Here is a 23252-nt window from a genome sequence, read left to right on the forward strand (position 1 = left end):
GGGATCATGAAGGGCATCATTCTGGCGGGCGGCTCCGGCACCCGCCTCCATCCGATCACGCTGGGAGTGTCGAAGCAGCTCATCCCGGTCTATGACAAGCCGATGGTCTACTACCCGTTGTCGACCCTGATGCTCGCCGGTATCGACGAGATCCTCGTGATCACCACTCCGCACGACGCCGCGCACTTCGAACGGCTCCTCGGCGACGGTTCCCAGTTCGGGATCTCCTTGAGCTTCGCGCAACAGCCGTCCCCGGATGGCCTCGCGCAGGCGTTCACCATCGGCGCCGACTTCATCGAGGACGACAAGGTGGCGCTCGTCCTCGGAGACAACCTGCTGTACGGCCCTGGTCTCGGCACCCAGCTGAAGCGCTTCTCAGACATCGAAGGCGGAGCCGTGTTCGCGTACTGGGTCGGCGAGCCGGAAGCGTACGGGGTCGTGTCCTTCGACGCGGACGGTCGGGCGGTGTCCCTCGAGGAGAAGCCCGCGAAGCCGCAGAGCAACTACGCGGTGCCCGGCCTGTACTTCTACGACAACGACGTCGTCGAGATCGCTCGCGAGCTGCGACCCAGCCCCCGCGGCGAGTTCGAGATCACCGATGTGAACCGCGAATACCTGCGCCGGGGCAGACTGCAGGTCGAAGTGCTCCCCCGCGGCACGGCGTGGCTCGACACCGGGACATTCGACCAGATGACGGATGCCGCGGATTACGTGCGCACGATGGAGCGCCGCACTGGCATGAAGATCGGAGTCCCCGAGGAAGTGGCCTGGAGGCAGGGCTTCCTCGACGATGAGGAGTTGCGCACGCGGGCCGAGTCCCTGGTGAAGTCCGGCTACGGCTCCTACCTGCTCGCACTGCTCGAAAGGGGCCGCGCATGACCCGTCTGCTCGTGACCGGAGGCGCCGGCTTCATCGGCTCGAACTTCGTCCACCACGTGATCGCCCACACCGACGCAGAGGTGGTGGTCCTCGACAAGCTGACGTACGCAGGCAACCGCGCATCGCTGGCGGGTCTCCCCGAGGATCGTGTGCGTCTCGTCGAAGGCGACATCAGCGACGCCTCGATCGTCGACGGCCTGTTCGCCGAGGTCGACGCGGTCGTGCACTACGCCGCGGAGTCGCACAACGACAACTCGCTGCACGACCCGAGGCCGTTCCTCGACACGAACATCATCGGCACCTACACGCTGCTCGAAGCCGCGCGTCGCCACGACCGCCGGTTCCACCACATCTCGACCGACGAAGTGTACGGCGACCTCGAACTCGACGATCCCGCACGCTTCACCGAGAGCACACCGTACAACCCGTCGTCTCCCTACTCGTCCACCAAGGCGGGCAGCGACCTGCTGGTGCGCGCCTGGGTGCGATCGTTCGGGGTGCGGGCGACGATCTCGAACTGCTCGAACAACTACGGCCCCTTCCAGCATGTGGAGAAGTTCATCCCGCGGCAGATCACGAACGTGATCCGCGGAATCCGCCCGAAGCTGTACGGGGCGGGTCAGAACGTGCGGGACTGGATCCATGCGGACGATCATTCGTCGGCTGTGCTGGCGATCCTCGACAGAGGCGAGATCGGCGAGACCTACCTCATCGGGGCTGACGGCGAGAAGGACAACCGATCGGTGGTCGAGCTGATCCTCACCCAGATGGGGCAGCCTGCGGACGCCTACGACCATGTGACCGACCGTGCGGGTCACGACCTGCGATACGCGATCGACTCGACGAAGCTGCGCACCGAGCTCGGCTGGTCGCCGCAGTTCTCCGACTTCGAATCCGGTCTCGCGTCGACCATCGACTGGTATCGCGACAACGAGGCCTGGTGGGCACCGTCGAAGGACGCGACGGAGTCGTTCTACGCGGCGAAGGGGCAGTGATGACGGAGTTCGGCAAGGATCTCGTCGTCACCCCGACTCCCATCCCCGGGCTGCTGGTGGCGGAGCTGCCGGTGCACGGAGACTCGCGAGGGTGGTTCAAGGAGAACTGGCAACGTGAGAAGATGCGGGCCGCGGGACTCCCCGACTTCGGCCCGGTGCAGAACAACGTGTCGTTCAACGATGCGGTGGGCACGACGCGCGGCATCCACGCGGAGCCCTGGGACAAGTGGGTCTCCGTCGCCACCGGACGCATCTTCGGAGCATGGGTCGACCTCCGGGAGGGCGACACGTTCGGCGCGGTCTTCACCGCCGAGCTCGATCCCTCGCGAGCGATCTTCGTTCCTCGCGGGGTGGGCAACTCCTACCAGACGCTCGAGCCGGACACGGCCTACACGTATCTCGTCAACGACCATTGGTCGCCGGACGCCGAGTACTCGTTCCTCAATCTCGGTGACGAGACCGCGGCGATAGCGTGGCCGATCCCGCTCGACGAGGTCGAGATCTCCGCGAAGGATCTGGCCCACCCCCGGCTCGCGGAGGTCCGCCCGATCCCGCCGCGCAAGACTCTGGTCCTCGGCGCGAGCGGGCAGCTCGGGGCGGCGCTGCGCCGCGCTCTGGGTGACCGACCGCACCTGGAGTACGCGAATCGCTCGGATCTCGATCTGACCGACCCTCACCTCGCCTCCGCTCGCCGGTGGCGCGATTACGAGACGGTGATCAACGCAGCCGCCTTCACCGCTGTCGACCTGGCGGAGACCCCCGCGGGCCGCGAGGCGGCCTGGACGGCGAATGCCGCGGGTGTCGCGAACCTCGCCCGCCTTGCGACCGAACACGGCATCACCCTCGTGCACGTCTCGAGCGACTATGTCTTCGACGGCACCAAGGACGGAGCGTACGGCGAGGATGATCCGGTCGCGCCGCTGAGTGTGTACGGACAGAGCAAGGCGGCGGGAGACATCGCAGCGACCACGGTTCCGCGCCATTACGTCCTGCGGACCTCGTGGGTGATCGGCGAGGGGCGCAACTTCGTGCGCACGATGGCCTCGCTCGCCCAGCGTGGCGTCGCCCCGCGCGTGGTCGGCGACCAGGTGGGGCGTCTGACCTTCACCGAGGATCTCGCGGGGGCGATCGTGCACCTCCTCGCATCCGGGGCTCCTCACGGCGTCTACAACGTCACGAGCTCAGGATCGCCTCGTTCCTGGGCCGACATCGCTTGCGCGGTGTACCGCCTGTCCGGTCACGATCCGGCGGCAGTGACGCCCGTCACGACGGAGGAGTATTTCGTGGGCCAGGACGGTCCGATCGCGCCCCGCCCGCGCAACAGCATGCTCGATCTGGCCAAGATCACGGCGACCGGCTGGACGCCCCGAGACGTCGACGCCGCGCTGCAGGAGTACCTTGCCGCAGGGCACGGTCTCTCTTAGAGCTCGCCCGGCTTCATCGCCTCCGCGTCGATCGCCCTGATCACGCGCAGGGCCGCGGTGTCGGGCTTCGGCTCGGATGCCGCGTCGGCGCCTCGCGCGCGCTTCGGCGCGTAGACGACGAGCGAGTGGAACAGGAAACGCGCGAAGAACGCGACGACGAGCGAGAGCCCGGTCGCGAGGACGCTCGAGATGTGCCACGTCTCGACCATGAGTGCCATCAGCGGGATGCGCAGTGCCGCCTCGACGTTGTTGAACCCGAACGAGGCGGCGAAGCGCAGACCGAGCCCCCGGGCGTCGGTGCGCATGTCGGCGAAGACGAAGCGCTCCTGCAGCAGGAAGTTCCCGACGATGGTGACCTCGGCCCCGATGATCGCCGCCCATACGTACGGGACGCCCGCCGTGGTGAGCGCCCACATGATCGCGAGGTTCGCGACGGCCCCGATCACGCCGATGAGCGCGAACAGCGACATCTTGCCGAACCGCAGGCGTGCGAGGTGGGCGATGAAGGTCGTCCCCTGGCGAAGGCTCGCCTTCGAGGTGCCGTGGCGCCGCTCGCCGAACTCCATCGGCACCTCGGCGATGCGCAGGTCGGTGCGGGCGAGGATCTCGAGGAGGATCTTGAAACCCTGGGGTTTGAGCGTCGCGAGGTCGAGGCGGCTCCGGTCGACGAGGAAGAACCCGGTCATCGGGTCGGTGCTGCGGGCGAGGCGGATCGGGAACATCGCGCGGGTCAGCCAGGTCGCGGCCCGCGAGACGCCGAAGCGCACGGCCGTGCCGAGTCCGCTCGTGTCGCCGCCGCCGACGTACCGTGAGGCGGCGACGACGTCGACCCCGCCCTCCGCATGCCGCGCGACGAGCGCCGGCAGCAGCTCGGGCGGATGCTGCAGGTCGCCGTCCATCACGATGCACAGGTCGGATGCCGCGGCCCCCAGCCCGACCACCACCGCGCCGCCCAGACCGCCGGTGTTGTCGTCGCGATGGATGACGCGGACGGGCAGCGGCGCGTCGGCCGCGACCCTCGCCACCTCGGCGGCGGTGTCGTCCGTGCTGTCGTCGACGAAGAGGATCTCGGCGTCGTATCCGGCGAGCGCGGCGGCGGTGCGTGCGACGAGTTCCGCGACGTTGTCGCGTTCGTTGAACGTCGGCACGATGACCGTGACCGCTGTCTGCACGGTGTCCCCCTTCGGCGGCGATGGCTCTCGCTGCGGCCTCCATCGTTCCACGGGTTGCTGTGCGCGACGAAACCGGTTCCTGCTACACTGCTCGAATGCGGCTGTGGGAGTCGCTGGGCGGATGGGGATCCGCCTTCTGGGGAACTACTTGATCTGGGGAGATCATGCAGACGCGCATCGGCTATGCCGTTGGTGCCTTCGACCTGTTTCACGTCGGGCATCTGAACCTTCTTCGTCACGCCAAGCAGCAGTGCGACATCCTGATCGCCGGCGTCGTCAGCGACGAGATGCTCCGCCAGGTGAAGGGCATCGAGCCCGTCATCCCGACGGCCGAGCGCGCGGAGATCGTCAAGCACATCTCGTTCGTCGACGACGTGTACGTCGAGACCAGTCCGTCGAAGATGGACTCGTGGCGCGACGTGCACTTCACGCACTTCTTCAAGGGCGACGACTGGCGGGGCACCGACAAGGGGCTGCGCCTCGAGCGGGAGTTCGCCGAGGTGGGCGTGGAGGTCGTGTACTTCCCGTACACCGCGCACACCTCGAGCTCTTCGCTGCGCCGTGCGCTCGATGCGATCACGGCCGGCGCGTCCGCACAGGCACCGGCGCTCGCGACCGTCTGAGCGCCGCGACCCGCTAGTTCGCGACGCCGAGCAGGCTGCGCGCCATGCGCGCGACGTGCGGCGGCGTGTGCGGCCCGAGCCAGACCGTCCACTGAGCGGGGGGCTCGGAGCACGTCCACTCGACGCACCACGAGTGCACGGCGTTCGCGAGGCGCTCGCCCTTCGCGTGCTGACGGATGCCGTCGCCGCGCAGCAGCCACCGCACGGAGACCCCCTCGGGAACGTCGATGTGACGGAACTGGATGCGAGCGGCGGCCTCGATGAGGATCACGCCCTCGGCGTCCCACGGCATGCGCGCGGCGATCGCGGTGATCAGGCCGACATCGGCGGCGTCTCCGGCGATGAGCACGGCTCCCTCGATGCGCTCCCAGTCCGGATCCTCGAGGTGCTCGCTCGCTGTCGTCATGCCGACAAGTCTAGGTAAGGCTCACCTAACCTGGCAACCCTTCGGGTGGCGATCCCCCGTCGTCCCGGCGCCGTGCACCCCACGCGGACGTACCCTTGATGCATGACCTCTCCCGCAGCATCCACCATCACGATGTTCGGCGCCGACTGGTGCCGCGACTGCATCCGCACCAAGAAGCAGCTCGACGAGCTGGGTGTCGAGTACACCTACGTCGACCTCGTGGCCGACCCCTCGGCCGCCGACGTCGCCAAGGAGATCTCGGGCCGCACGAACATCCCTGTCGTGCTCTACCCGGACTCCTCGCACCACGTCGAGCCGTCGAACGCCGACGTCGAGGCGAAGCTGCGCGAGCTGTCGCTGATCTGACCGAGGCATGACCCGTCGCGCGGCGGTGCCGGCGGCATAGGCTGGAGACCCGTCCGAAGGAGACGCCGATGACTTCTGCGACCACGTCCGCCTCGCCCACCGCCGGCTCCGCCCAAGGGCCCGACCTCGACGAGGGCGAACGAGCCCGCCTCGACGCCGCGATCGGCGAGCTGCACGTCGGCGCCGGCACCTGGTCGGCGCTGACTCTCGCCCAGCGGGTCACCCTGCTGCGTCAGGTGCGGACGAGCGTCGCCGCCGCGGCGGAGGACTGGGCCGTCACGGCCGCCGCGTCGAAGCGCCTGGACGGACGCCATCCGCTGCGCGGTGAGGAGTGGCTGAGCGGCCCCTACAGCGTGCTGGGTGCGCTCGACGCGTACATCGACACACTCGCCCGCCTCGCCGACGGTCGCAATCCGCTGGATGGTGTGCGCGTGGGCCGTGCACCGGGCGGACGCGTCCGCGTGCAGGCCTTCCCCCTCACGGGCATCGACCGGTTCCTGCTGTCCGGCTTCACGGGCGAGGTGTGGCTCGAGCCGGGCATCACCCCGAACGGCGCGCGCGCCGGCGCCGGCCTCGCGCAGCGCACGCCCGCGGCATCCGGGGGTGTGGGCCTGGTGCTCGGCGCCGGCAACGTCACGTCGATCCCGGTGCTCGACGTGCTCTACGAACTGCTCGCGCACAACCGCACCGCGCTGCTCAAGGTGAACCCGACGCAGGACGCCCTTGTCCCCGTGTTCAAGAGGGCCCTGGCTCCGCTCATCGGCCCGGGATTCCTGCGCATCGTCCGCGGCGGCCCCGCCGTCGGCGCCTACCTCACCGGCCACCGCGATCTCGCACACGTGCACATCACCGGATCCGCCGCGACTTTCGACGCGATCGTCTGGGGAAGCGGCTCGGGCGCCACGCGCCGTCGCCGCGAGAACCGTCCGCAGATGAAGAAGCCGATCACCGCAGAGCTCGGCGGGGTCTCGCCCATCATCGTCGTGCCCGGTCCGTGGACCGAGGCAGACCTGACCTACCAGGCCGAGCACATCGCGACCATGCGCCTGCAGAACGGCGGCCACAACTGCATCGCCGGACAGGTCGTCATCGTGTCGGCGGACTGGGAGCAGGCGGATGCGTTCCGGGCCGCGCTGCGCCGCGCCTACGCGAACGCCCCGGAGCGGCCGATCTGGTACCCGGGATCGCCCTCGCGTATGGACGCGGCCACGGAGGACTACCCCGACGCCCTCGTGCTCGGCGACAGACTGCTCGTCGAGATCGACGAGGGACAGGATGCCGCAGCGCTGCAGAGCACGGAGTACTTCGCCCCGGTGCTCGGTGTCGTCTCGCTGCCGGGCTCCGGACAGGCGTTCCTCGACGCCGCCGTCGCGTACGCGAACGACAGCCTGCAGGGCACGCTCGGCGCCAACCTGCTCGTCGACCCGGTGACGGAGAAGTCGCTCGGCACCGGTTTCGAGCGCGCGATCGCCGCACTGCGGTACGGGTCGATCGCCATCAACAGCTGGACCGCATTCGGCTTCATCATCCCGACGCTCACCTGGGGCGCCTTCCCCGGCAACACGATCGACGACGTGGGCAGCGGGATCGGCGTCGTGCACAACGCGCTGCTGCTGGATGGCGTCGAGCGCTCGGTCATCCGCGGGCCGTTCCGTCCGTTCCCTCGCTCGCTGCCGCTCGTCAACGGCGGAGGCCGGTTCACGATCCTGCCGACGCCGCCGTGGTTCGTCTCCGCGCGCACGGGCGCGCAGGTGAGCGAGGGCCTGACCCGGTTCCGAGCCGGCGGCGGCGTCCTGGGACTTCTGAAGACGCTCACGGCGGCGCTCCGCGCCTGACTGGCAGGTCGCCCGCAGCCACCGGAATCCCGGCATACGATGCGCGAGCTCTCGACCCGTCGCGGCGGGCACGCCCCCTCGCCGGTGATGATGGGGAGCGGCCCGGGGAGGACCGCGGCGACAGCGAGGAACGGAGTGGCGATGTCGGGATATCGGAGCGCGACGGTGGCACCGGGCGTGGTGTTCGTGCAGGGGCCGAGCGTGAACTGGATCATCCTGGACGGCGCGGCAGGGCCCGTGCTGATCGACACCGGCTATCCGGGCGACGAGGGTGCCGTGCGCGCGAGCCTGCGCGACGCCGGCCACGCGGTGCGGGAGCTCGCGGCGATCCTGATCACGCACGGCCACGGCGACCACATGGGCAACGCGGCGGCCTTCGCGGCCGAGGCGTCCTGCCCCGTCTTGACATCCGCGGAGGAGATCCCCAACGTGCGGCGCGAGATCTGCGAGCAGGTCGAGATCCGCGACGTGCTGCCGCACGCGTTCCGCCCGGGCGTCTTCCGGTGGGCCCTCCACGCCCTCCGCGCCGGCGGCAAGAAAGCGGCTCCGGTGCTCGACGCGCGACCGCTGCCCGACGACCTCGCCGACGCGGTGGGCGTCGACATCCAGCCTGTCCCTCTTCCCGGTCACACCCGCGGGCACACCGGATTCCTGCTCCCCCGCGCCGGAGTCCTGATCACCGGCGACGCTCTCGTCAGCGGCCACCCGACGAGTCCCCTCGCCGGTCCGCAACTGCTCGCCCGGATGTTCCACGCGATCCCGGAGGACGCGATCGATGCCCTCTCCACGGTCGAGGCGCTCGATGCCCGGGTCACGCTCCCCGGGCACGGGCCCGCCCTCTCGGAGCGCCCGGCGCTGCTCGCGGATCAGGCGCGCGCCGCCTCCCTGCCGTTCTGACCGTTTCGGGACCCGAGCGCCCTCAGCTCGATGCCCGACGCGCCCGCCGGGGTGCCGAGTTCAGAGTTCGTCGCCGGAGACGGTGAGGGGCTGCGAGCAGCTGTCGAGGCCGTTCTGGTAGCCGCTCGCGAACCAGAACTGCCGCTGCGTGCTCGAGCCGTGCGTGAAGCTCTCCGGGTTCACGGTGCCGCTCGACTGCTCCTGGATGTTGTCGTCCCCGACCGTGAACGCCGCGTTCAGAGCATCCTGCCGCTCCGCCTCGGTGCTGGGCTGCAGGTAGGGCACGCCGTTCTTGTCCTCCTCGTCCTCCATCTGCCCGATCCACGCGCCGGCGTAGCAGTCCGCCTGCAGCTCGATGCGCACGCCGTTGCTGTCAGGCCCGGTGCCGTTGTTCGGGTAGCGCTCCATGTCGCCGGTGATGTACTGGATGTGGTGGCCCCACTCGTGCCCCACGATGTACAGCTGCGCGAGGTTGCCGGCCGATGCGCCGAACTGCTGCTGCATGAGCTGGAAGAACGTCGGGTCGATGTACACCGTCTCATCGGGCGGGCAGTAGAACGGCCCCACGGCGTTCGACGCCGTCCCGCAGGAGCTGGCCGTCGCACCGTCGACGATGATCAGCTGCGGCGGCCGGTAGTTCTCGACGTGGTCCTCCCAGTAGCCGTCGAGGGCTAGCTGGGAACTCGCGACCCGGCAGTCGACGTTCTCGTTCGCGTCCTGGCCGGTCAGGCAGTTCTCGATCACGCTGCCCTCGGAGGGCTCGGAACCGGTGCCCCCGCCGCCGGACCCGCCGAGGAGTCCGGTGAGGTCGATGCCGAGCAGCGGACCGGCGATGAGCGCGATGATGCCGAGAAGGCCCACGCCCCCGGCACCGGCCACGACCGCGCCGCGGCCCTTGCGACGGGCGGTGTTGCCGGAGACATCGGCCTCGGGGTTGAAGGTCATGCCACGAGGGTACTCCGCCCGGGTGCCGCGCCCCCGCATCGCCGGCGCCCGTCGTAGGCTCGGGGCATGAGCACCACGATCACGATCACGGGCGCGGGCGGACAGATCGGCTACGCGCTGCTGTTCCGCATCGCCGCCGGAGACCTGCTCGGCCCTGACGAGAAGGTGCGGCTGCGACTGCTCGAGATCCCCCAGGGGCTCGGCGCCGCGGAGGGCGCCGCCCTCGAACTGCAGGACGGCGCGTTCGGACTGCTCGAGCACGTCGAGGTCACCGACGACGCAGCGGTCGGATTCGACGGATGCGACCTCGCGCTGCTCGTCGGCGCTCGCCCGCGGGGACCCGGCATGGAACGCGGCGACCTGCTCGCGGCCAACGGCGGCATCTTCGGTCCGCAGGGGGCGGCGATCGCCGCGAACGCCTCGCCGGACGTGCGCGTCACGGTGGTGGGCAACCCGGCGAACACCAACGCCCTCATCGCGGCGGCAGCCGCCGACGGAGTGCCGTCGTCGCGGTTCACCGCTCTGACGCGCCTCGACGAGAACCGCGCCCGCGCGCAGCTCGCCCAGACCCTCGCGGTGCCCGTCGACACGGTGCGCCGCGTGCCGATCTGGGGCAACCACTCGGCCACGCAGTTCCCCGACGTGTCGCACGCCACCGTGGCCGGCAGACCGGTGCACGAGGCGCTCGAGGCCATCGTCGGCGATGTGCCCGGCTGGCTCGACTCGACGTTCATCCCCCGGGTCGCCAAGCGCGGCGCGGAGATCATCGAGGTGCGCGGCTCCTCCTCCGTCGCATCCGCGGCCAACGCGACCCTCGACCATGTGCGCGACTGGGTGCGCGGCAGCCAGGACTGGACGTCGGCCGGCGTCGTCTCGCAGGGCGAGTACGGGGTGCCCGAGGGTCTCGTCTGCTCGTTCCCGGTGCAGTCGGTCGACGGTGAATGGCAGGTCGTCGAGGGACTCGAGGTGAGCGACTGGGCGCGTCAGCGAATCGACGCGTCGGTGGCCGAGCTCGTCGAGGAGCGCGACGCCGTGACCGCGCTCGGACTGCTCTGACGCGTCACCGTTCGCGTCTCATTCAGGGCAGAATGGATGCCGGAGGTGCGCGATGAGCGAGACGATCGATCCCACGAGGGCGGCGGCATCCGTCGAGGAGCCGCTGACCAGCCCGCTGCACCTGCCGCACGCCGCGGCCGAGTGCCCGAAGTGCTTCACCGAGCTGCAGCAGAACCGTGATTTCTGGCTCGCCCGCCCCGACGGCTCGCGCCTCGTCGGACTCGTCGTGTCGCGCGACGACATGCCGTCGGTGGTCGAGCAGCGCGACGACCTCACGCGCTTCGGCGTGCCGATCGAGGGCTTCCGTCATCCGGCCCCCGACATCCTGGAGAGCTGGAACGACCGACTCTCCCGCCTCATCGCGACGCTGCACAAGGGCGACGTGCTCGTCGTCGCGAACATCCGCGCCCTCGGCCGTGACGCCGACGAGGGCGCGCGCACCGTCGCGGAACTGCGCCGCCACGGCATCATCGTCAAGGTGCTCAGCCACAACGCACGGCACCTCGCCGACGCCACCGCCGCGCGCTGAGTCGGCTCGGCCTCCGGCTCCTCCCCGCACGAGAAAGCCGGCTGCCACCCGAGGGTGACAGCCGGCTCAGAACTCACCGTGAAGGTGGCGACATCGTCACCAGCGGTTCATGTTCTTGTTCTCGTTCGCCTGGCCGTCGGCAGAGTCCTGCGAGACCTGGCGTCCGATGTCGGTCAGGAGCGCCTTCATCTCGCTCAGGGCCGAGTTCCACTGCGCCTTCGCCTGGAGGTAGGCCTCCGAGGCCGAACCCGTCCAGTTGGCCTGGAGGGGCTTGAGCGCGTCCTCCATGTCGTTGAGCTTGCTCTCGATGTTGTTGGCGCCGCGGACCAGGTCGGTACCCGCCGTGTCGACAGCGCCGAACTGCATCTTGTAACCGTCGTTACCCATAGTGTCTTCCCCTCCGATCTCAGCCGAGACGGCCCATGAACTTGTTCTGAGCCTGCGCCGACGCGTCGTCGGTCTGGGTGTAAGCAGACTGCGAGTCGCGCAGGTTCTGCTCGAACGTGTCGAGCGCGTTCGTGATCTTCCGCGACTTCTCCTGCCACGCCTGGAAGGTCTGCTGGAACGCAGCGGCGCCCGAGCCGGCCCAAGACGCACCGATGCCGGAGAGCTGGCTCTGAATCGAGTTCAGCTCACCGATGATGTCCGTTTTCGAACTGCTGACGATGCTGGCACCTTGCTGCAGGGCACCATCCGCTGCAGAGACTTCTCCTGCCACGGTCACCTCCTGGTCATAAGGGCTCTTGGGCCCCGATTGGTCGACCCCGGATGGGGGCCGTGACGCCGATGCCCGGCGACAGATATCACCTTACGGGTCAGGTGCGGCGCTGCCCATGGGTAGCTCTGCCCACCTGCCGGTCGAACCTCGGACTCATCGTCGTCAGAGGTGGGACGAGGGCGCGTACGCGAGCTGCATGGTCTGCACCCCGCGCTCGCGCGTGATGACCTTGGCCCGACCGGGCACGGCCGGCGTCGCCTTGACGTTGCCGATGAGCGGCCCCTCGTCGGGGCTTCCCGACAGGAGGATGCCGGGAGAGGCCAGATCGCGCAGCGTCTGCATCACCGGCTCGAACGTCGCGCGGGACGCACCGCCGGAACGGCGGGCGAGCACGAGATGCAGGCCCACGTCGGTGGCCTGCGCGAGCAGGGGCTGCAGCACCGCGATCGGGTTGCCCGACTGCGTGTTCACGAGGTCGTAGTCGTCGACCAGCACGTAGACCTCCGCCCCCGTCCACCAGGACCGGTCGCGGAGCTGCTGCGGCGTCACATCCGGACCGGGCAGTCGTCCGCGCAGATACTCCGCCAGGCCGGCGAGCTCCTCCGAGGCCTGCTGCGCCGTCGTGTAGTAGCCGGCGAGGTATTCGTCGGGGATCTCCGAGAGCAGGGCACGGCGGTAGTCGACGACGAACACCTGCGCCGTCTTCGGGGTGGTCGTGCGCATGACCTCGCGCGCGAAGGCGCGCAGGAAGCTCGACTTGCCCGACTGACTGTCGCCGAAGACATACAGGTGCGGGTTGCGACGCACGTCGAACGCGGTGGGCGCCAGCTCCGCCTCGTCGACCCCCAGGAGCACCTGGCTCTCGAGCGGCGTGCCGGCGGCGAGCTGCTGCAGACGCGGCAGCTCCAGCATCTCGGGCAGCAGACGGAGCTTGGGAGCCTGCGGCCCCTTCCACGCCGCATTGACCCGCTCGATCAGATGCTCGACGCCCTCACCGAGGGTCTCCGGGTCCCCGGACCCGTCCACGCGGGGCAGGGCCGTCAGCATGTGGTGCTTCGACGGGGCGAGGCCTCGGCCCGGCCGCCCGAGCGGCACGTTGGCGGCGACCTTGCGGTCGATCTCCGAGTCGGTCGTGTCGCCGAGACGCAGCTCGAGCTTCGATCCGAAGGTGTCGCGGATGGCGGTGCGGAAGTCCATCCAGCGGGTCGTCGTCACGATCAGGTGCACGCCGAACGTCAGCGCCCGACCGGCGAGCGCCTGGATGCCGAACTCCATCTCGTCGAACTCGGCGCGGATCGTCGGCCAGCCGTCGATGACGAGGAAGACGTCGCCGTACCCGTCGTCGGCCTGCCCCCTGGCACGCAGTCGCCGGTACGTCTCGATCGAGTCGATGGAGTTCGCGGTGAAGTAGCGCTCGCGGGCGTTGACGATCCCCACGACCTCCTGGAACATGCGTCGCAGGACGTCGGGCTGGTTCCTGCCGGCGACCCCTGCGACGTGCGCCATCTTGCCGAACGGCACGAACGTGCCGCCCCCGAAGTCCATGACGTAGAACTGCACCTCCTGCGGGGTGTGGGTCAGGGCGATGCCGGTGAGGACGCTGCGAGCCAGTGTGCTCTTGCCGCTCCGCGCCCCGCCGACGATGGCGAGGTGACCGCCTGCACCGGTGAGGCTCATGACGAGGCTGTCGCGACGCTGCTCGAGCGGCCGGTCGACGATGCCGAGAGGGATGGTCAACGGTCCCTGCGCGCGCCAGCGCGGCGAGATGAGACCCAGCTGCGGGTCCTCGACCAGGTCGCCGAGCATCTCGTCGAAGGTGGGCGGAACGTCGAGCGGGGGCAGCCACACCTGATGCGCGGGCACGCTCCGACCCTTCATGAGCGAGACGGCGATGTCGAACGTCACGCGCTTCTCCGGGGCCTCGCCGGCAGCAGCGCCCAGAGCGAGTTGCGGCTCCTCGGCGTCCTCCTGCACGTGCACGGGGGCGGCGGTGAAGGAGCGCGCCTCGATCGCGCGGACCGGCAGGTCGCTCCCCGGTGCCTCCGCCGTCGCGCCGGGCTTGCGCCGGCGCGTCTTCGGCGGGGCGGAGACGTACGCCGCACGGAACTGGGTGAGCGTCTCGGCATCCGACTTCAGGATGCCGTGGCCACCGCCTCCGGGAAGGGTGAACGCGTCCGGCACGCCGATGACCGCACGCGAGTCGGCGCCGGAGAAGGTCTTCAGACCGATCCGGTACGAGAGGTGCGAGTCGAGGCCACGGAGCTTGCCCTCCTCCAGACGCTGCGTCGAGAGCAGGAGGTGCACCTGCAGCGACCGACCGAGGCGGCCGATCGCGACGAACAGCTCGGTGAAGTCCGGCTTCGCGGCGAGCAGCTCGGAGAACTCGTCGGCGACGATCAGCAGCGCGGGCAGCGGCTTGAGATCGGTGCGACCGCCCTTGCGCGCGGTCTCGTAGTCGGTCACGTTCGCGAAGTTGCCGGCGTCGCGGAGCAGCTCCTGCCGACGCGTCATCTCGCCCTGGATCGCGTCCTGCATGCGGTCGACGAGCGTGAGGTCGTCGCCGAGGTTCGTGATGACCGCCGACACGTGCGGCATATCGGCCATGCCGGCGAAGGTCGCACCGCCCTTGAAGTCGATGAGGACGAAGTTGAGGGCCTCGGACGAGTGGGTCATCGCCAGCGACAGCACCAGGGTGCGCAGCACCTCCGACTTCCCCGATCCGGTGGCGCCGATCAGCATGCCGTGCGGGCCCATGCCCTGCTGCGCGGATTCCTTGAGGTCGAGCACCATCGGCTGCCCCGTGGAGGTGAGCCCGATCGGCACCCGCAGCCGGTCCCGGGCGGAGCGCGGCTTCCACGCCACCTCCGGGTCGAAGTCGCGCACGTCCGGCAACGACAGCAGGTCGGTGAGCTCGGCGCTGATCGTGCGGGCACCGCCGGCATCCTCGTCCTGCGCCGCCTCGCCGAGGCCGGTGAGCCGCCGCGCGACCGCCTCGGCCGATGCGATGCCGAGGAAGTCAGCGGATGCCGAGACCGCACCCACACCGCGCCGCGCGACCGTCAGCGCCGTGCCGGTCTCGCCCTCGAGGATGAGCCGGATCGTGAGCGGGTCGGTCAGCTGGTCCCACTCCCGAGGGATGTCGAGCACGGTCACGCCGTCCACGCCGCCCTCCTCGTTCAGCAGGTTGCCCGGCGGCAGCTCGACGCCGTCGGTGATCACCAGGATGTGCGGGACGGCTCCGCCGCCCCGGCCGCTCACCGGTCCGCGCGAACGGATGTCGGCGATCAGCGGCTCGATCTCCGCCCAGGAGGAGCCGATCCGGCGCGCGCCGCCCACGGCATCCGTCTTGCTCTCCGACTGCGCGTGCGGGAGCCACTTGACCCACTCCCAGTAGGGGAGGTCGACGCCCGACGCGATGACCGCGACCTGCAGGTCCTCCGGCGCGGCGAAGGTCACCAGCTGCGCGATCATGGCCCGCGCGAGGCCCCGCCCGCGCACGGTGTCGCCCACGAGCTCGATGCGCGCGCAGGTGGCGATGTTCAGACCGAACGGCAGGTCGGGCACCTGGTCGTGGGTGAGGACGAAGCGGTGCGCCGCCGAGGCGCTGACCGGGTCGAGCTGCGCGAGCGGCGGGATCGGAGCCTCGTCGAGCGTCATGACGAGCGGCTGCGTGGCCGTGCCGACCCTCGTCACCAGGAACTGCGGGTCGCCGACCGGCCGCTCCCACACGCGGGACCCCTCCTCCACGATGAAGGGCAGGGAGTCGGGGGCCGGCAGCATCCACTCCTCGTAGCGGCGCTGGCGAGACGCCACCTCGCGGACGGCGTCGCGCGTCTCGGCGAGGTAGGCGAGGTACTCGCGGCGGGTGTTCTCGACGTTGGTGGAGTGCTGCGACTTCTGCCGCCACATCTGCCCGCCGACCATCGACAGCGCCATGAACAGGAACAGCCCGCCCATGATGTAGGTGCGTGTGGCGTCGCCGCCCTGGGTGAGCGAGAGCACCGCGACGGACCCGAGGCTCCCCACCATCGGCAGTGCCATCATGAGGGTGTTCGAGGCACCTTCGGGCTTCGGGAGCTCCGGCGCCTGCTGCAGGGTGAGTTGGCCCCCGGCCGGGGGTTTCGGCGCACGGCGATTGCTGGTGGTGCTCACGACTGGCCCTCCTCGCGTCGCCTACTATTGTGGCAGGACGCCGAGATGAACCGGTATCGCGCGAGAACTTCGAGGGGCGGGGATGTCAGCGAAGACGATTCGCCTCACCGTCGCCGACGCGAACGGACGACACGACCTCGTCGTCGCCGCTGATTCCACCGTGTCAGAGCTCCTCGCCGTCGGCGGCGTGGACCTGCGCCGCTACGTGGGCACGACGACCTCCGGCGCGGCGATCGATCTCGACAGCACCGTCTCGGTCACGCCGGGAGACGGCGGTGTCATCTGGCTGTTCGACCGCACGCAGACCGAGGCGGCGTCGTCGCGTCGCGCCGCGCGGGCCGATGCGCCTGCCTCTCGCGCGCACCTGGGTCCGCTGCTGCTGGCACTGCTGCTCCTGATCACCGCGACCCTCGTCCTCTGCGCGGTGCTCACTCCGACGCCACTGATCGTGGGGCTGTCGGCCGTCCTGCTGCTCGCGGGCGCCGTGAGCATGCTGACCCGGCCGGTGGACTACTCGGCTCCGTCCGTGGCGTACATCGCGCCGCTGCTCGGCGGCGCTGGGGGCGCCGTCCTGCTCGCCGGCTTCCATGATGCGGGGGCCATGATCGCGGCCGGCCTCGTGGCAGGCGCCACGATCGCCTGCACCCGTCATGCCCAGGCGCAGGTGGCGGGCACCGTGCCCCGTGCGACGACGGCGGTCGTCGCCGTGCTCTGGTCGGTGTTCGCGGTCGTCGACACCGCCGCGTTCCTCGCCGAGATCCCGGCCACGACGATGACGGCCGTGCACATCGCCTGCGCGATCCCGATCTTCCACTACATGCGCGCGGCAGCACTCGACGTCGACGCGAACGAGCTGATCGACACGCCCTTCGTGATCCGCGACGCGCAGGGGCTGCGATCGGGGACTCCGATCCCGCCGTCCCCGGTGCATGCCGAGGCCGCTGCACGGCAGTACTTCCTCGCGCGACGCCGCTCGGAAGCGGGCATCGTGATCGCCTGCACGCTCGCGATGCTGTCGGCCCTCTACGCGGTGCCGACGGCCGTCGACCGGTCGATCGAGTCGTGGTGCGTGCTGGGCGGGTCGCTCGGCGCCGGCTGCTACTTCCTCCTCACCTCGCGGACGGTGCGCAACGGCATCTCCCGAGCAGCCGCCCTGGTCACCGGGACCGTCATCGCGGCCATCTCGGCGACTGCCCTCATCCTCGCCCTGCAGCCCAGTGGGCTGCTGGTCTCGCTTGCGCTCCTGCTGGCGGGCGTCGTGGTCGGATGCCTGACGGTGCCGCTCGCCCGAGACTGGCGGTCGCTCGGATGGTCGCGCACCGGTGACATCGTCGAAGGGCTGCTCCTCGCGCTGGCCCCGGCCGCCCTGCTGTACGGCTCCGGGATCGCCGGACAGATTCTGGAGGTCTTCTCGTGACCGTCTCCCCGCCCGCCGCTCCGCTGCGATCGCGGACGCGAACGACTCCCCCGCCCGTGCCGACGACGATCGCCGCCCCCGCGACGTCCGGCCAGCGCGCCGGTGCGTACCTGATCGACGTCGCGATCGTGGCAGCCGTGGCCGTCGCGATCTGGTTCACCACGGGATCGCTCGTCCTCGTGGCGGTCGCCGTGGTCGAGCTGTGGGCCATCGGATGGGTCTGGGAAGGCCACACCGGCGCGACGCCGGGCAACCTCGTCTGCGGCATCCGCACCGTGCAGCGCGACGGCGATCTCAGCGTGGGAGCACTGCGGCTGTTCCCCCGGAGTCTCGCGATGGGTCTGTCGCACGTCGTGCCCGTGCTGCTCCCGGTCGGGTTCACCGCCTCGGGTCTGCTCGACGGCCTCGCCGGCGCGCGGGTGATCGACGTCCGCAAGAGCCGCGTGATCGCGCAGAACGGAGCGCCCCGCACCCTCGATCTGACGGCACGGGTGACCGGCGCCGACTCCTCGACCACCGCCATCGCCGATCAGCCGGGCGTCATCACCCAGACCCCGCTCACGGCGGCGCCGGCCGCGATCGCCGCCCCGACGCCGACCGCGGCGCCCGCACCGCAGAGCGACGCGGGCACCGTCCCGGCCTTCGTCCTCTCGGACGGCACGGTGATCCAGGCGACCGGTCTGGGGTTCATCGGTCGGGCGCCGCGCGCCCCGGAGTCGATCCCCGACGCGATCCTCATCCGCGTCCCGGAGGGCAGCCGTTCGCTGTCCCGCACGCATGCCGCGTTCGGCCTCGAGGACGGTCAGCTGTGGGTGCAGGACCTGGGGTCGGCGAACGGGGCGTCCGTCCGTCACGCCGACGGGACGGTCTCGGAACTCGCTCCGCACGTTCCCGGGTTCCTCGTTCCGGGGGACGTGCTCGTGCTCGACACCGATGCCGAACTGGCCTACCGACGCATCGTCGCCCGGGGCGGCCGGCCGACCGGATCCGCGTCGGACGCACCCTCGGTCTCGGCCAGGCTCGGGCCTGCGCAGACCCCGGCGGCTCCGGCCACACCGGATGCGGCCCCACAGATCGCGCACCCCGCGCCCGCGCCGACAGCCGAGCCGGTACCGCCGGCGCCCGAGCCTGCAGCGCCCGCGGCCGCGGCGCCCGCGGCCGCGGCGCCCGCGCCGACTCCGGCACCTCCTGCCCCCGTGGCAGCAGCACCGGTCATCGCCCTGCTGTTCCAGGACGGGACGACCGTGCCCATCCACGGCCTCGGCTACATCGGACGCGCGCCGCGTCTGCCGGAAGGCGAGCGGGCGGATGCCGTACTCGTCGCCGTTCCGGACGGAGACCGCTCGGTCTCGCGCACGCACGGACGATTCGGCATCGTCGACGGGCAGACCTGGTTCGAGGATCTCGGGTCGGGCAACGGCTCGTCGCTGCGCACCGAGGACGGCCGGACCGGACCGATGACGCCCCACCAGCGATTCGGCCTGACCCCGGGCACCGTGCTGCAGCTCGGCGAATGCGTCATCCGGGTCATCGCCGTGTGAGGCCAGCCCGCGGCATCCGATCGGAGCAGAAAGAGAAGCCGCTCACCCGCGCATGCGGGTGAGCGGCTTCGGCGTCTGGTGGACTACCAGCCGAGCTCTTCGCGCCCCTCCGACGTCGAGCGTCCGGCGGCACCCGCCGAACCCATGTCGGGCACGGACTCGTCGTCGTCCGCCTCGACCTCGAACGCCATCAGGTCCTGGCCACGGCGGCGGTTGCGCTTGTCGGCGCGACCGGCTCCGCCGGCCATCGCGCCTCCGGCCATGGCACCGCCTCGGCCACCGGCCGCCGCGCCGGACTGGGCGACGACTCCGGTCGCTCCCGGGGCTCCTGCGCCGCCCGCACCGCCTACGCCGCCAACGCCGCCGGCGATGAGGCCGGCACCGCCGCTGAGACGATTCGCGAGGGCCGCGCCTCCCGCGAGTCCTGCACCGCCCACGACCCCGCCGACGCCTGCGCCGACCGAGCCGGCTCCGCCGCCGGTGGTGCCACCGGGGAACGCGCCGTTGCCACCCGGACTCACGCCGGGGATCTCGCCGCCGATGCCTCCGTCGATGCGGGGATCGTCGTCCCTCGGGCGGGGGAAAGGCGGCTCCTCGATGACGGGAGGGTTGACCGGAGGCTCCCGGATGATCGGCGGGCGACCGATGGTGCCGTTGTCATTGTCGTTGCCGTTGCCGCCGTTCCCGCCGCCGCCGTTGCCGCCGCCGTCGATCACCGAGCCGCCGCCGACGCTGCCGTTGCTGCCACCGCCGGAGCCGCCACCGCCGTTCACGCCGGGGTAGTCGATCGGCGTGCGCCCTCCGGGCCCCTCGCCGTCCTTCGGTTCGTCGGTCGGCTTGTGCTCGTCGTAGTCGCTCGTCGGCATCCCGTCGATGATCTCCTGCAGACGCTGGTCGAGGGCGTCCGCGAGCTTGCGGGCCTCCTCTTCCTGGGCCGCGGCCGCCTGGTCCAGGTAGTGCTGCTGGGCCTGAGCGGGGGTCATCGTCACGCCCGGCGACACCTGCACCGGGCTGTCGGTCTTCGCCGCCATGTCGATCGTGTTCTGCTGCTCGGCGGAGAGCCCGGTTCCCGGAAGACCGGAGGTGCCGCTCGCCGTCTGCTGAAGGGCCTCGTCGGCTTCCGCGATGGCGGTGTTGAGCGCCGCCTGGTACTCGCCGAAGCTGACCAGGTCCTTCCGGATCTTCGTGAGAGCCTCGGCGACGGTCATGCCGAATTTGCCCTCGAAGGCCTCCGTCCTCGCGGCCTTCTGCACGTTCGCCGCCACCGTGTCGACAGCCTCGGAGGCAGCGGCGCGCTGCACGGACTGAGTGGTCCGCACAACCACGACGGCGAAGTCCGCGCGATTGTTCTGCAGACGGTCGAGTCGCTCGACGTTCTTTCCCATGATCTCTCCCCTCAGACCGCGATCGGCTTGTTGGGCCCGCCCACGGCCTTGTGGAGCAGCGTCTGGTACGCGACCTTCTGATCGGTATCGAGCTGATTCGTCTCCTGGATCGCCTTGTCGAGGTTCACGAAGGCGTCGTTCAGCTCCAGCTGGATCGCGTCGAGCCACTTGAGCGCGGACTGATACCTCTCGCCCAGTGCGGCGACGAGGTCTACCGATTTGCCGTCCGCGGTCCAGAGGGACGCGGTCTGCCCCTCCGAGAGATGCTCGAGCGTGGTGCGCGACTGAACCAGGGTGTCCCAGGCCTCTTTGATGAGGTCGATCTGAGTCTGGGCCGTCTCCTCGTCCATACCGAAGTCTGGAACCATCATGATCATTGCGCTCCCCCTCCGACGATCCTGAGCATCACGATGATAGCCCGGGTCGTCGCTCGTTCTCCATGGGGAGACCTCCCCATGGAGAACGCGCATCAGCGCTGGGCGGTCATGACCCTCGACGGACGAACGCTCACACTACGGCTGAGGGTCGCACGTGAGCACCGCATCGGTGATCGCCTTCTCCGCGGCCGCGCGTTCGGACTCGGGCGGGTCATCGCCGACGATGATGAGCCGCAGCGCCTCATCCGACAGGTCGGAGTCGTACAGGAACTGCCCCACACAGGGATAGAACTCGGGCATGTCGTCGTATGTCGTGACGCCGCCGGCCCTGATCGTCGCGGCGAACTCCTCGGCTATCTCCTCCGGTGACGGGCGGCTGTCGCTCGCGTCGGTGGACGGATCCGAAGGCTCGGCGGAGGGCGACGGGACGCTCGTGGCCGGAGCCGTATCGATCGGCGCCGGCGCGTTCGCCAGCAGGGTCACGACGAGGACGACGACTCCGATCACGCCACCCACGACGGACAGGATCATGCCCACGATCGACGGCCACTTCGCCGCACCCTTCGTGAACAGACCGATCAGCGACACCACGAAGCCCGCGAGCAGAAGGACCACGCCGATCCCGAACACGACAGGGATGCAGGCCAGGATCGTGCCGAGCACGGCCAGACCCAGTCCGACGAACCCGAGGATCGGCGACCGGCGGGCTGCTGCGGGCGGAGCGGAGGGAGCCTGCGCCTGCGCGCTCGCACCGGGCTGCGGGGAGCCTGCGTCGTGAACGGGCGCGTAGTCGTCGGTCCACCGTGCACCGTCCCACCAGCGCTGTCGCCCTGAACCGTCGTCGTACCACCCAGCCGGCATGCTCATGCGCTCACCCTCCTCGTCGCTGCGGTCCGCATCACGCGAACACCCATCCTACGGCGGAGCGTCAGCTGACGACGGCGCCCTGGGGATCGAACGCCTCGAGCAGTTCGAGATCATCCGGCGTCACGATGCGCGCACCGACGGCATGCTCGACGAGGCGCGAGCGCACGGCATCCGGCATCCGTCCCTCGGAGTCTCGATGCAGGCCGCGCACGCCATGCCGCGCGAACTTGTCGCACAGGCTTCCGGCCCTGCGCTCGAGCTTGGCCAGCGGCCACCCCAGGCGGACCGCCACGTCGCCCATCGGCGGCAGGCGCACGGACCCCTGGGCCGCCTGGCGGAGCATCGGCTCCGCGAGGGCGGTGAGCACGATCTTCTGCACCGGGGAGAGGAGACCGACCACGTCTGCCTCGTCGGGCGTCGACGCCCACGGGGTGGACACCTGATAGAACGGGGACTCCGTCGACAGCTCGATCTCATACGTCGTCGGCCCCGCGGTGAACATCACCGTGGTCGCCGGGAACACCAGCGGCGTCGACTCCCCGGGCGCGAGCAGCGACTGCGCCATCCCGTCGGCGGACGCGACGGAGGCCGTCAACCGCGATCCGACGTTCGACAGCCACCAGATGCCCTCGCGCTGCTCGAGTTCCAGGAAGCGCCGGTGCACGTATTGGTTGTCGTCCATGGCGAGGTCGGCGCCCCGCCCGATGACGAACGTCGAGCCGGCCGGGATGCGCTTCCGCCGACCACCGAAATCGAGGTCGATCGCCGCGCCCGCCTGGGTCTCCCGGCTCGCCGTCCCTCCCGAGTCCGCCATCGTCACGCCGTGTGACGGGGCCAGGCCCCGCCGGGGAAGGCGCTGACCGCACCGAGCTCGTTCGTGACCTGGGTCATGAAGTCGGCCGCGGCCTGGTTGGCGGTCAGGATGATGTTCACGAGGTTCACGACGTCGGCGATGAACGAGACGACCTCCATGATGATCGTGGCCACACCGCCCGGCGCGCCCCACACCGACACGATCTCCGCGATGCCGAGGCCGACGCCGACGGCGGTGGTGAGAGCGGCGATCGAGAACGCGACCCAGAAGTCCACGATCGCGTCCGCGAACGTGTTCAGCTGCTCGTCGATCATCGTGCACTTGGCGTAGATGCTGTCGGATGCCGGCTGCTGCAGCTCGACGCGCGCCGAGTAGGCGTTGTACGCCGCACCGGTCCAGTGACCGGTGCTCGGGAGCGAGGAGAGCACCACGGTGGAGGTCGCGACGGTCGCCGGCGTGCCGACGCTCTGGACCCAGCTGATGCCTGTCTGGCGGAGAGTGGTCGGACTTCCCACGTAGGCGAAGATCTCCGCCGTCTTCGAGATGGCCTCGTTCACCTTCTCGAACATCCTGCGGATCAGGTCGTTGATGCGGTCGATCAGGTCGCCGATCAGCGGGATGTGGCCGGCGAGCTCGAGGATGCCGTTGATGAGGTCGACGACCGAGCTCGCGCCGTCGACGAACTCGGTGAACTTCGATCGAGAGCGCTCGACGTCCCCGGCGTTGTCACCGCCGCCGTGGGGCGTGCTGCGGCCGGAGGGGGCGCCGGGACCGTCCCCGTGCGGGGTGGTGCGACCGACAGGCGCGTCGGGACCGTCCGGGCGCGGACGCGGAGGCGAGGGAATTCTAACCAT

22 protein-coding genes are annotated in these 23252 nt (G+C 70.2%); 11 read left to right on the forward strand and 11 right to left on the reverse strand.

From position 1 onward, the window contains the following. Positions 1-6: 6 nt before the first annotated feature. Genes rfbA through MRBLWO14_RS06480 form a run of 3 tightly spaced genes read left to right on the forward strand, consistent with a single transcriptional unit; the run spans position 7 to position 3298 of the window. Positions 7-879: a glucose-1-phosphate thymidylyltransferase RfbA gene (gene rfbA / locus MRBLWO14_RS06470; RefSeq protein ID WP_341935633.1), complete on the forward strand. Its 873-nt coding sequence runs from the start codon at positions 7-9 to the stop codon at positions 877-879. Next, positions 876-1874: a dTDP-glucose 4,6-dehydratase gene (gene rfbB / locus MRBLWO14_RS06475; protein WP_341935634.1), complete on the forward strand. Its 999-nt coding sequence runs from the start codon at positions 876-878 to the stop codon at positions 1872-1874. The genes rfbA and rfbB overlap by 4 nt, the downstream gene beginning before the upstream one ends. Next, entirely contained in the window at positions 1874-3298 is a 1425-nt protein-coding gene (locus MRBLWO14_RS06480) for a bifunctional dTDP-4-dehydrorhamnose 3,5-epimerase family protein/NAD(P)-dependent oxidoreductase (protein WP_341935635.1), read from the forward strand. Before rfbB ends, MRBLWO14_RS06480 begins: the two co-directional genes overlap by 1 nt. Here the strand turns inward: MRBLWO14_RS06480 and MRBLWO14_RS06485 are convergent. Next, on the reverse strand, positions 3295-4470 hold the full coding sequence (locus tag MRBLWO14_RS06485; protein WP_341935636.1) for a glycosyltransferase: 1176 nt from the start codon (positions 4468-4470) through the stop codon (positions 3295-3297). The genes MRBLWO14_RS06480 and MRBLWO14_RS06485 overlap by 4 nt on opposite strands. Before the next feature lie 164 nt (positions 4471-4634). On the opposite strand from MRBLWO14_RS06485, the gene MRBLWO14_RS06490 reads away from it, so the two are divergent. Next, on the forward strand, positions 4635-5093 hold the full coding sequence (locus MRBLWO14_RS06490; protein ID WP_341935637.1) for an adenylyltransferase/cytidyltransferase family protein: 459 nt from the start codon (positions 4635-4637) through the stop codon (positions 5091-5093). 13 nt (positions 5094-5106) lie between these two features. Here MRBLWO14_RS06490 and MRBLWO14_RS06495 read toward each other — a convergent pair whose 3' ends face one another. Beyond that, positions 5107-5499 carry an SIP domain-containing protein gene (locus tag MRBLWO14_RS06495; RefSeq protein ID WP_341935638.1) on the reverse strand — a complete coding sequence of 131 codons (393 nt, stop codon included), beginning with the start codon at positions 5497-5499 and terminating at the stop codon, positions 5107-5109. A gap of 102 nt (positions 5500-5601) precedes the next feature. Between MRBLWO14_RS06495 and MRBLWO14_RS06500 the strand changes: the two genes are divergently transcribed. The 3 genes from MRBLWO14_RS06500 to MRBLWO14_RS06510 all read left to right on the forward strand — a co-directional run bounded on the left by MRBLWO14_RS06500 (position 5602) and on the right by MRBLWO14_RS06510 (position 8597). Further along, positions 5602-5865, forward strand: a complete 264-nt coding sequence (locus tag MRBLWO14_RS06500) for a glutaredoxin domain-containing protein (RefSeq protein WP_341935639.1) — start codon at positions 5602-5604, stop codon at positions 5863-5865. Positions 5866-5933: 68 nt separating this feature from the next. Then, positions 5934-7700: an aldehyde dehydrogenase family protein gene (locus tag MRBLWO14_RS06505; RefSeq protein WP_341935640.1), complete on the forward strand. Its 1767-nt coding sequence runs from the start codon at positions 5934-5936 to the stop codon at positions 7698-7700. A 141-nt stretch (positions 7701-7841) separates the two neighbouring features. Continuing rightward, a complete protein-coding gene (locus MRBLWO14_RS06510; RefSeq protein ID WP_341935641.1) occupies positions 7842-8597 on the forward strand; it encodes an MBL fold metallo-hydrolase in 756 nt (251 codons plus the stop codon). 60 nt (positions 8598-8657) lie between these two features. On the opposite strand, the gene MRBLWO14_RS06515 is transcribed toward MRBLWO14_RS06510, so the two are convergent. Beyond that, on the reverse strand, positions 8658-9542 hold the full coding sequence (locus MRBLWO14_RS06515; RefSeq protein ID WP_341935642.1) for a neutral zinc metallopeptidase: 885 nt from the start codon (positions 9540-9542) through the stop codon (positions 8658-8660). Positions 9543-9608: 66 nt separating this feature from the next. Here MRBLWO14_RS06515 and MRBLWO14_RS06520 point away from each other — a divergent pair, with 66 nt between their 5' ends. Together MRBLWO14_RS06520 and MRBLWO14_RS06525 are read left to right on the forward strand one after the other, a co-directional pair. Further along, positions 9609-10598 (forward strand): malate dehydrogenase, encoded by a 990-nt coding sequence (locus tag MRBLWO14_RS06520; RefSeq protein WP_341935643.1) that lies wholly within the window; start codon positions 9609-9611, stop codon positions 10596-10598. A gap of 52 nt (positions 10599-10650) precedes the next feature. Next, positions 10651-11127 (forward strand): recombinase family protein, encoded by a 477-nt coding sequence (locus MRBLWO14_RS06525; RefSeq protein WP_341935644.1) that lies wholly within the window; start codon positions 10651-10653, stop codon positions 11125-11127. Positions 11128-11223: 96 nt separating this feature from the next. Here the strand turns inward: MRBLWO14_RS06525 and MRBLWO14_RS06530 are convergent, their stop codons facing one another. From MRBLWO14_RS06530 to eccCa, 3 genes are all read right to left on the reverse strand, one after another. Beyond that, positions 11224-11514, reverse strand: a complete 291-nt coding sequence (locus MRBLWO14_RS06530; RefSeq protein WP_341935645.1) for a WXG100 family type VII secretion target — start codon at positions 11512-11514, stop codon at positions 11224-11226. A 19-nt stretch (positions 11515-11533) separates the two neighbouring features. Next, entirely contained in the window at positions 11534-11845 is a 312-nt protein-coding gene (locus MRBLWO14_RS06535; protein WP_341935646.1) for a WXG100 family type VII secretion target, read from the reverse strand. A gap of 162 nt (positions 11846-12007) precedes the next feature. Continuing rightward, the gene (eccCa, locus tag MRBLWO14_RS06540; RefSeq protein WP_341935647.1) at positions 12008-15997 is read right to left on the reverse strand and encodes a type VII secretion protein EccCa; all 3990 of its coding nucleotides are present in this window, start codon (positions 15995-15997) and stop codon (positions 12008-12010) included. An 82-nt stretch (positions 15998-16079) separates the two neighbouring features. Here eccCa and MRBLWO14_RS06545 point away from each other — a divergent pair, with 82 nt between their 5' ends. Beyond that, complete coding sequence (locus MRBLWO14_RS06545) at positions 16080-17414, forward strand: hypothetical protein (protein ID WP_341935648.1); 1335 nt, start codon at positions 16080-16082, stop codon at positions 17412-17414. After that, positions 17411-18955 (forward strand): FHA domain-containing protein, encoded by a 1545-nt coding sequence (locus MRBLWO14_RS06550; protein ID WP_341935649.1) that lies wholly within the window; start codon positions 17411-17413, stop codon positions 18953-18955. The genes MRBLWO14_RS06545 and MRBLWO14_RS06550 overlap by 4 nt, the downstream gene beginning before the upstream one ends. An 83-nt stretch (positions 18956-19038) precedes the next feature. Here MRBLWO14_RS06550 and MRBLWO14_RS06555 read toward each other — a convergent pair whose 3' ends face one another. From MRBLWO14_RS06555 to MRBLWO14_RS06575, 5 genes are all read right to left on the reverse strand, one after another. Next, a complete protein-coding gene (locus tag MRBLWO14_RS06555) occupies positions 19039-20340 on the reverse strand; it encodes a hypothetical protein (protein ID WP_341935650.1) in 1302 nt (433 codons plus the stop codon). Positions 20341-20351: 11 nt separating this feature from the next. Next, positions 20352-20711: a hypothetical protein gene (locus MRBLWO14_RS06560; RefSeq protein ID WP_341935651.1), complete on the reverse strand. Its 360-nt coding sequence runs from the start codon at positions 20709-20711 to the stop codon at positions 20352-20354. A gap of 141 nt (positions 20712-20852) precedes the next feature. After that, positions 20853-21584 (reverse strand): DUF2510 domain-containing protein, encoded by a 732-nt coding sequence (locus MRBLWO14_RS06565; RefSeq protein ID WP_341935652.1) that lies wholly within the window; start codon positions 21582-21584, stop codon positions 20853-20855. A gap of 61 nt (positions 21585-21645) precedes the next feature. Next, positions 21646-22398: a hypothetical protein gene (locus MRBLWO14_RS06570; RefSeq protein ID WP_341935653.1), complete on the reverse strand. Its 753-nt coding sequence runs from the start codon at positions 22396-22398 to the stop codon at positions 21646-21648. Between the two features lie 2 nt (positions 22399-22400). Beyond that, entirely contained in the window at positions 22401-23252 is an 852-nt protein-coding gene (locus MRBLWO14_RS06575) for a hypothetical protein (RefSeq protein ID WP_341935654.1), read from the reverse strand.

This window comes from Microbacterium sp. LWO14-1.2 (assembly GCF_038397715.1).
In the GTDB taxonomy this organism is placed as follows: domain Bacteria; phylum Actinomycetota; class Actinomycetes; order Actinomycetales; family Microbacteriaceae; genus Microbacterium.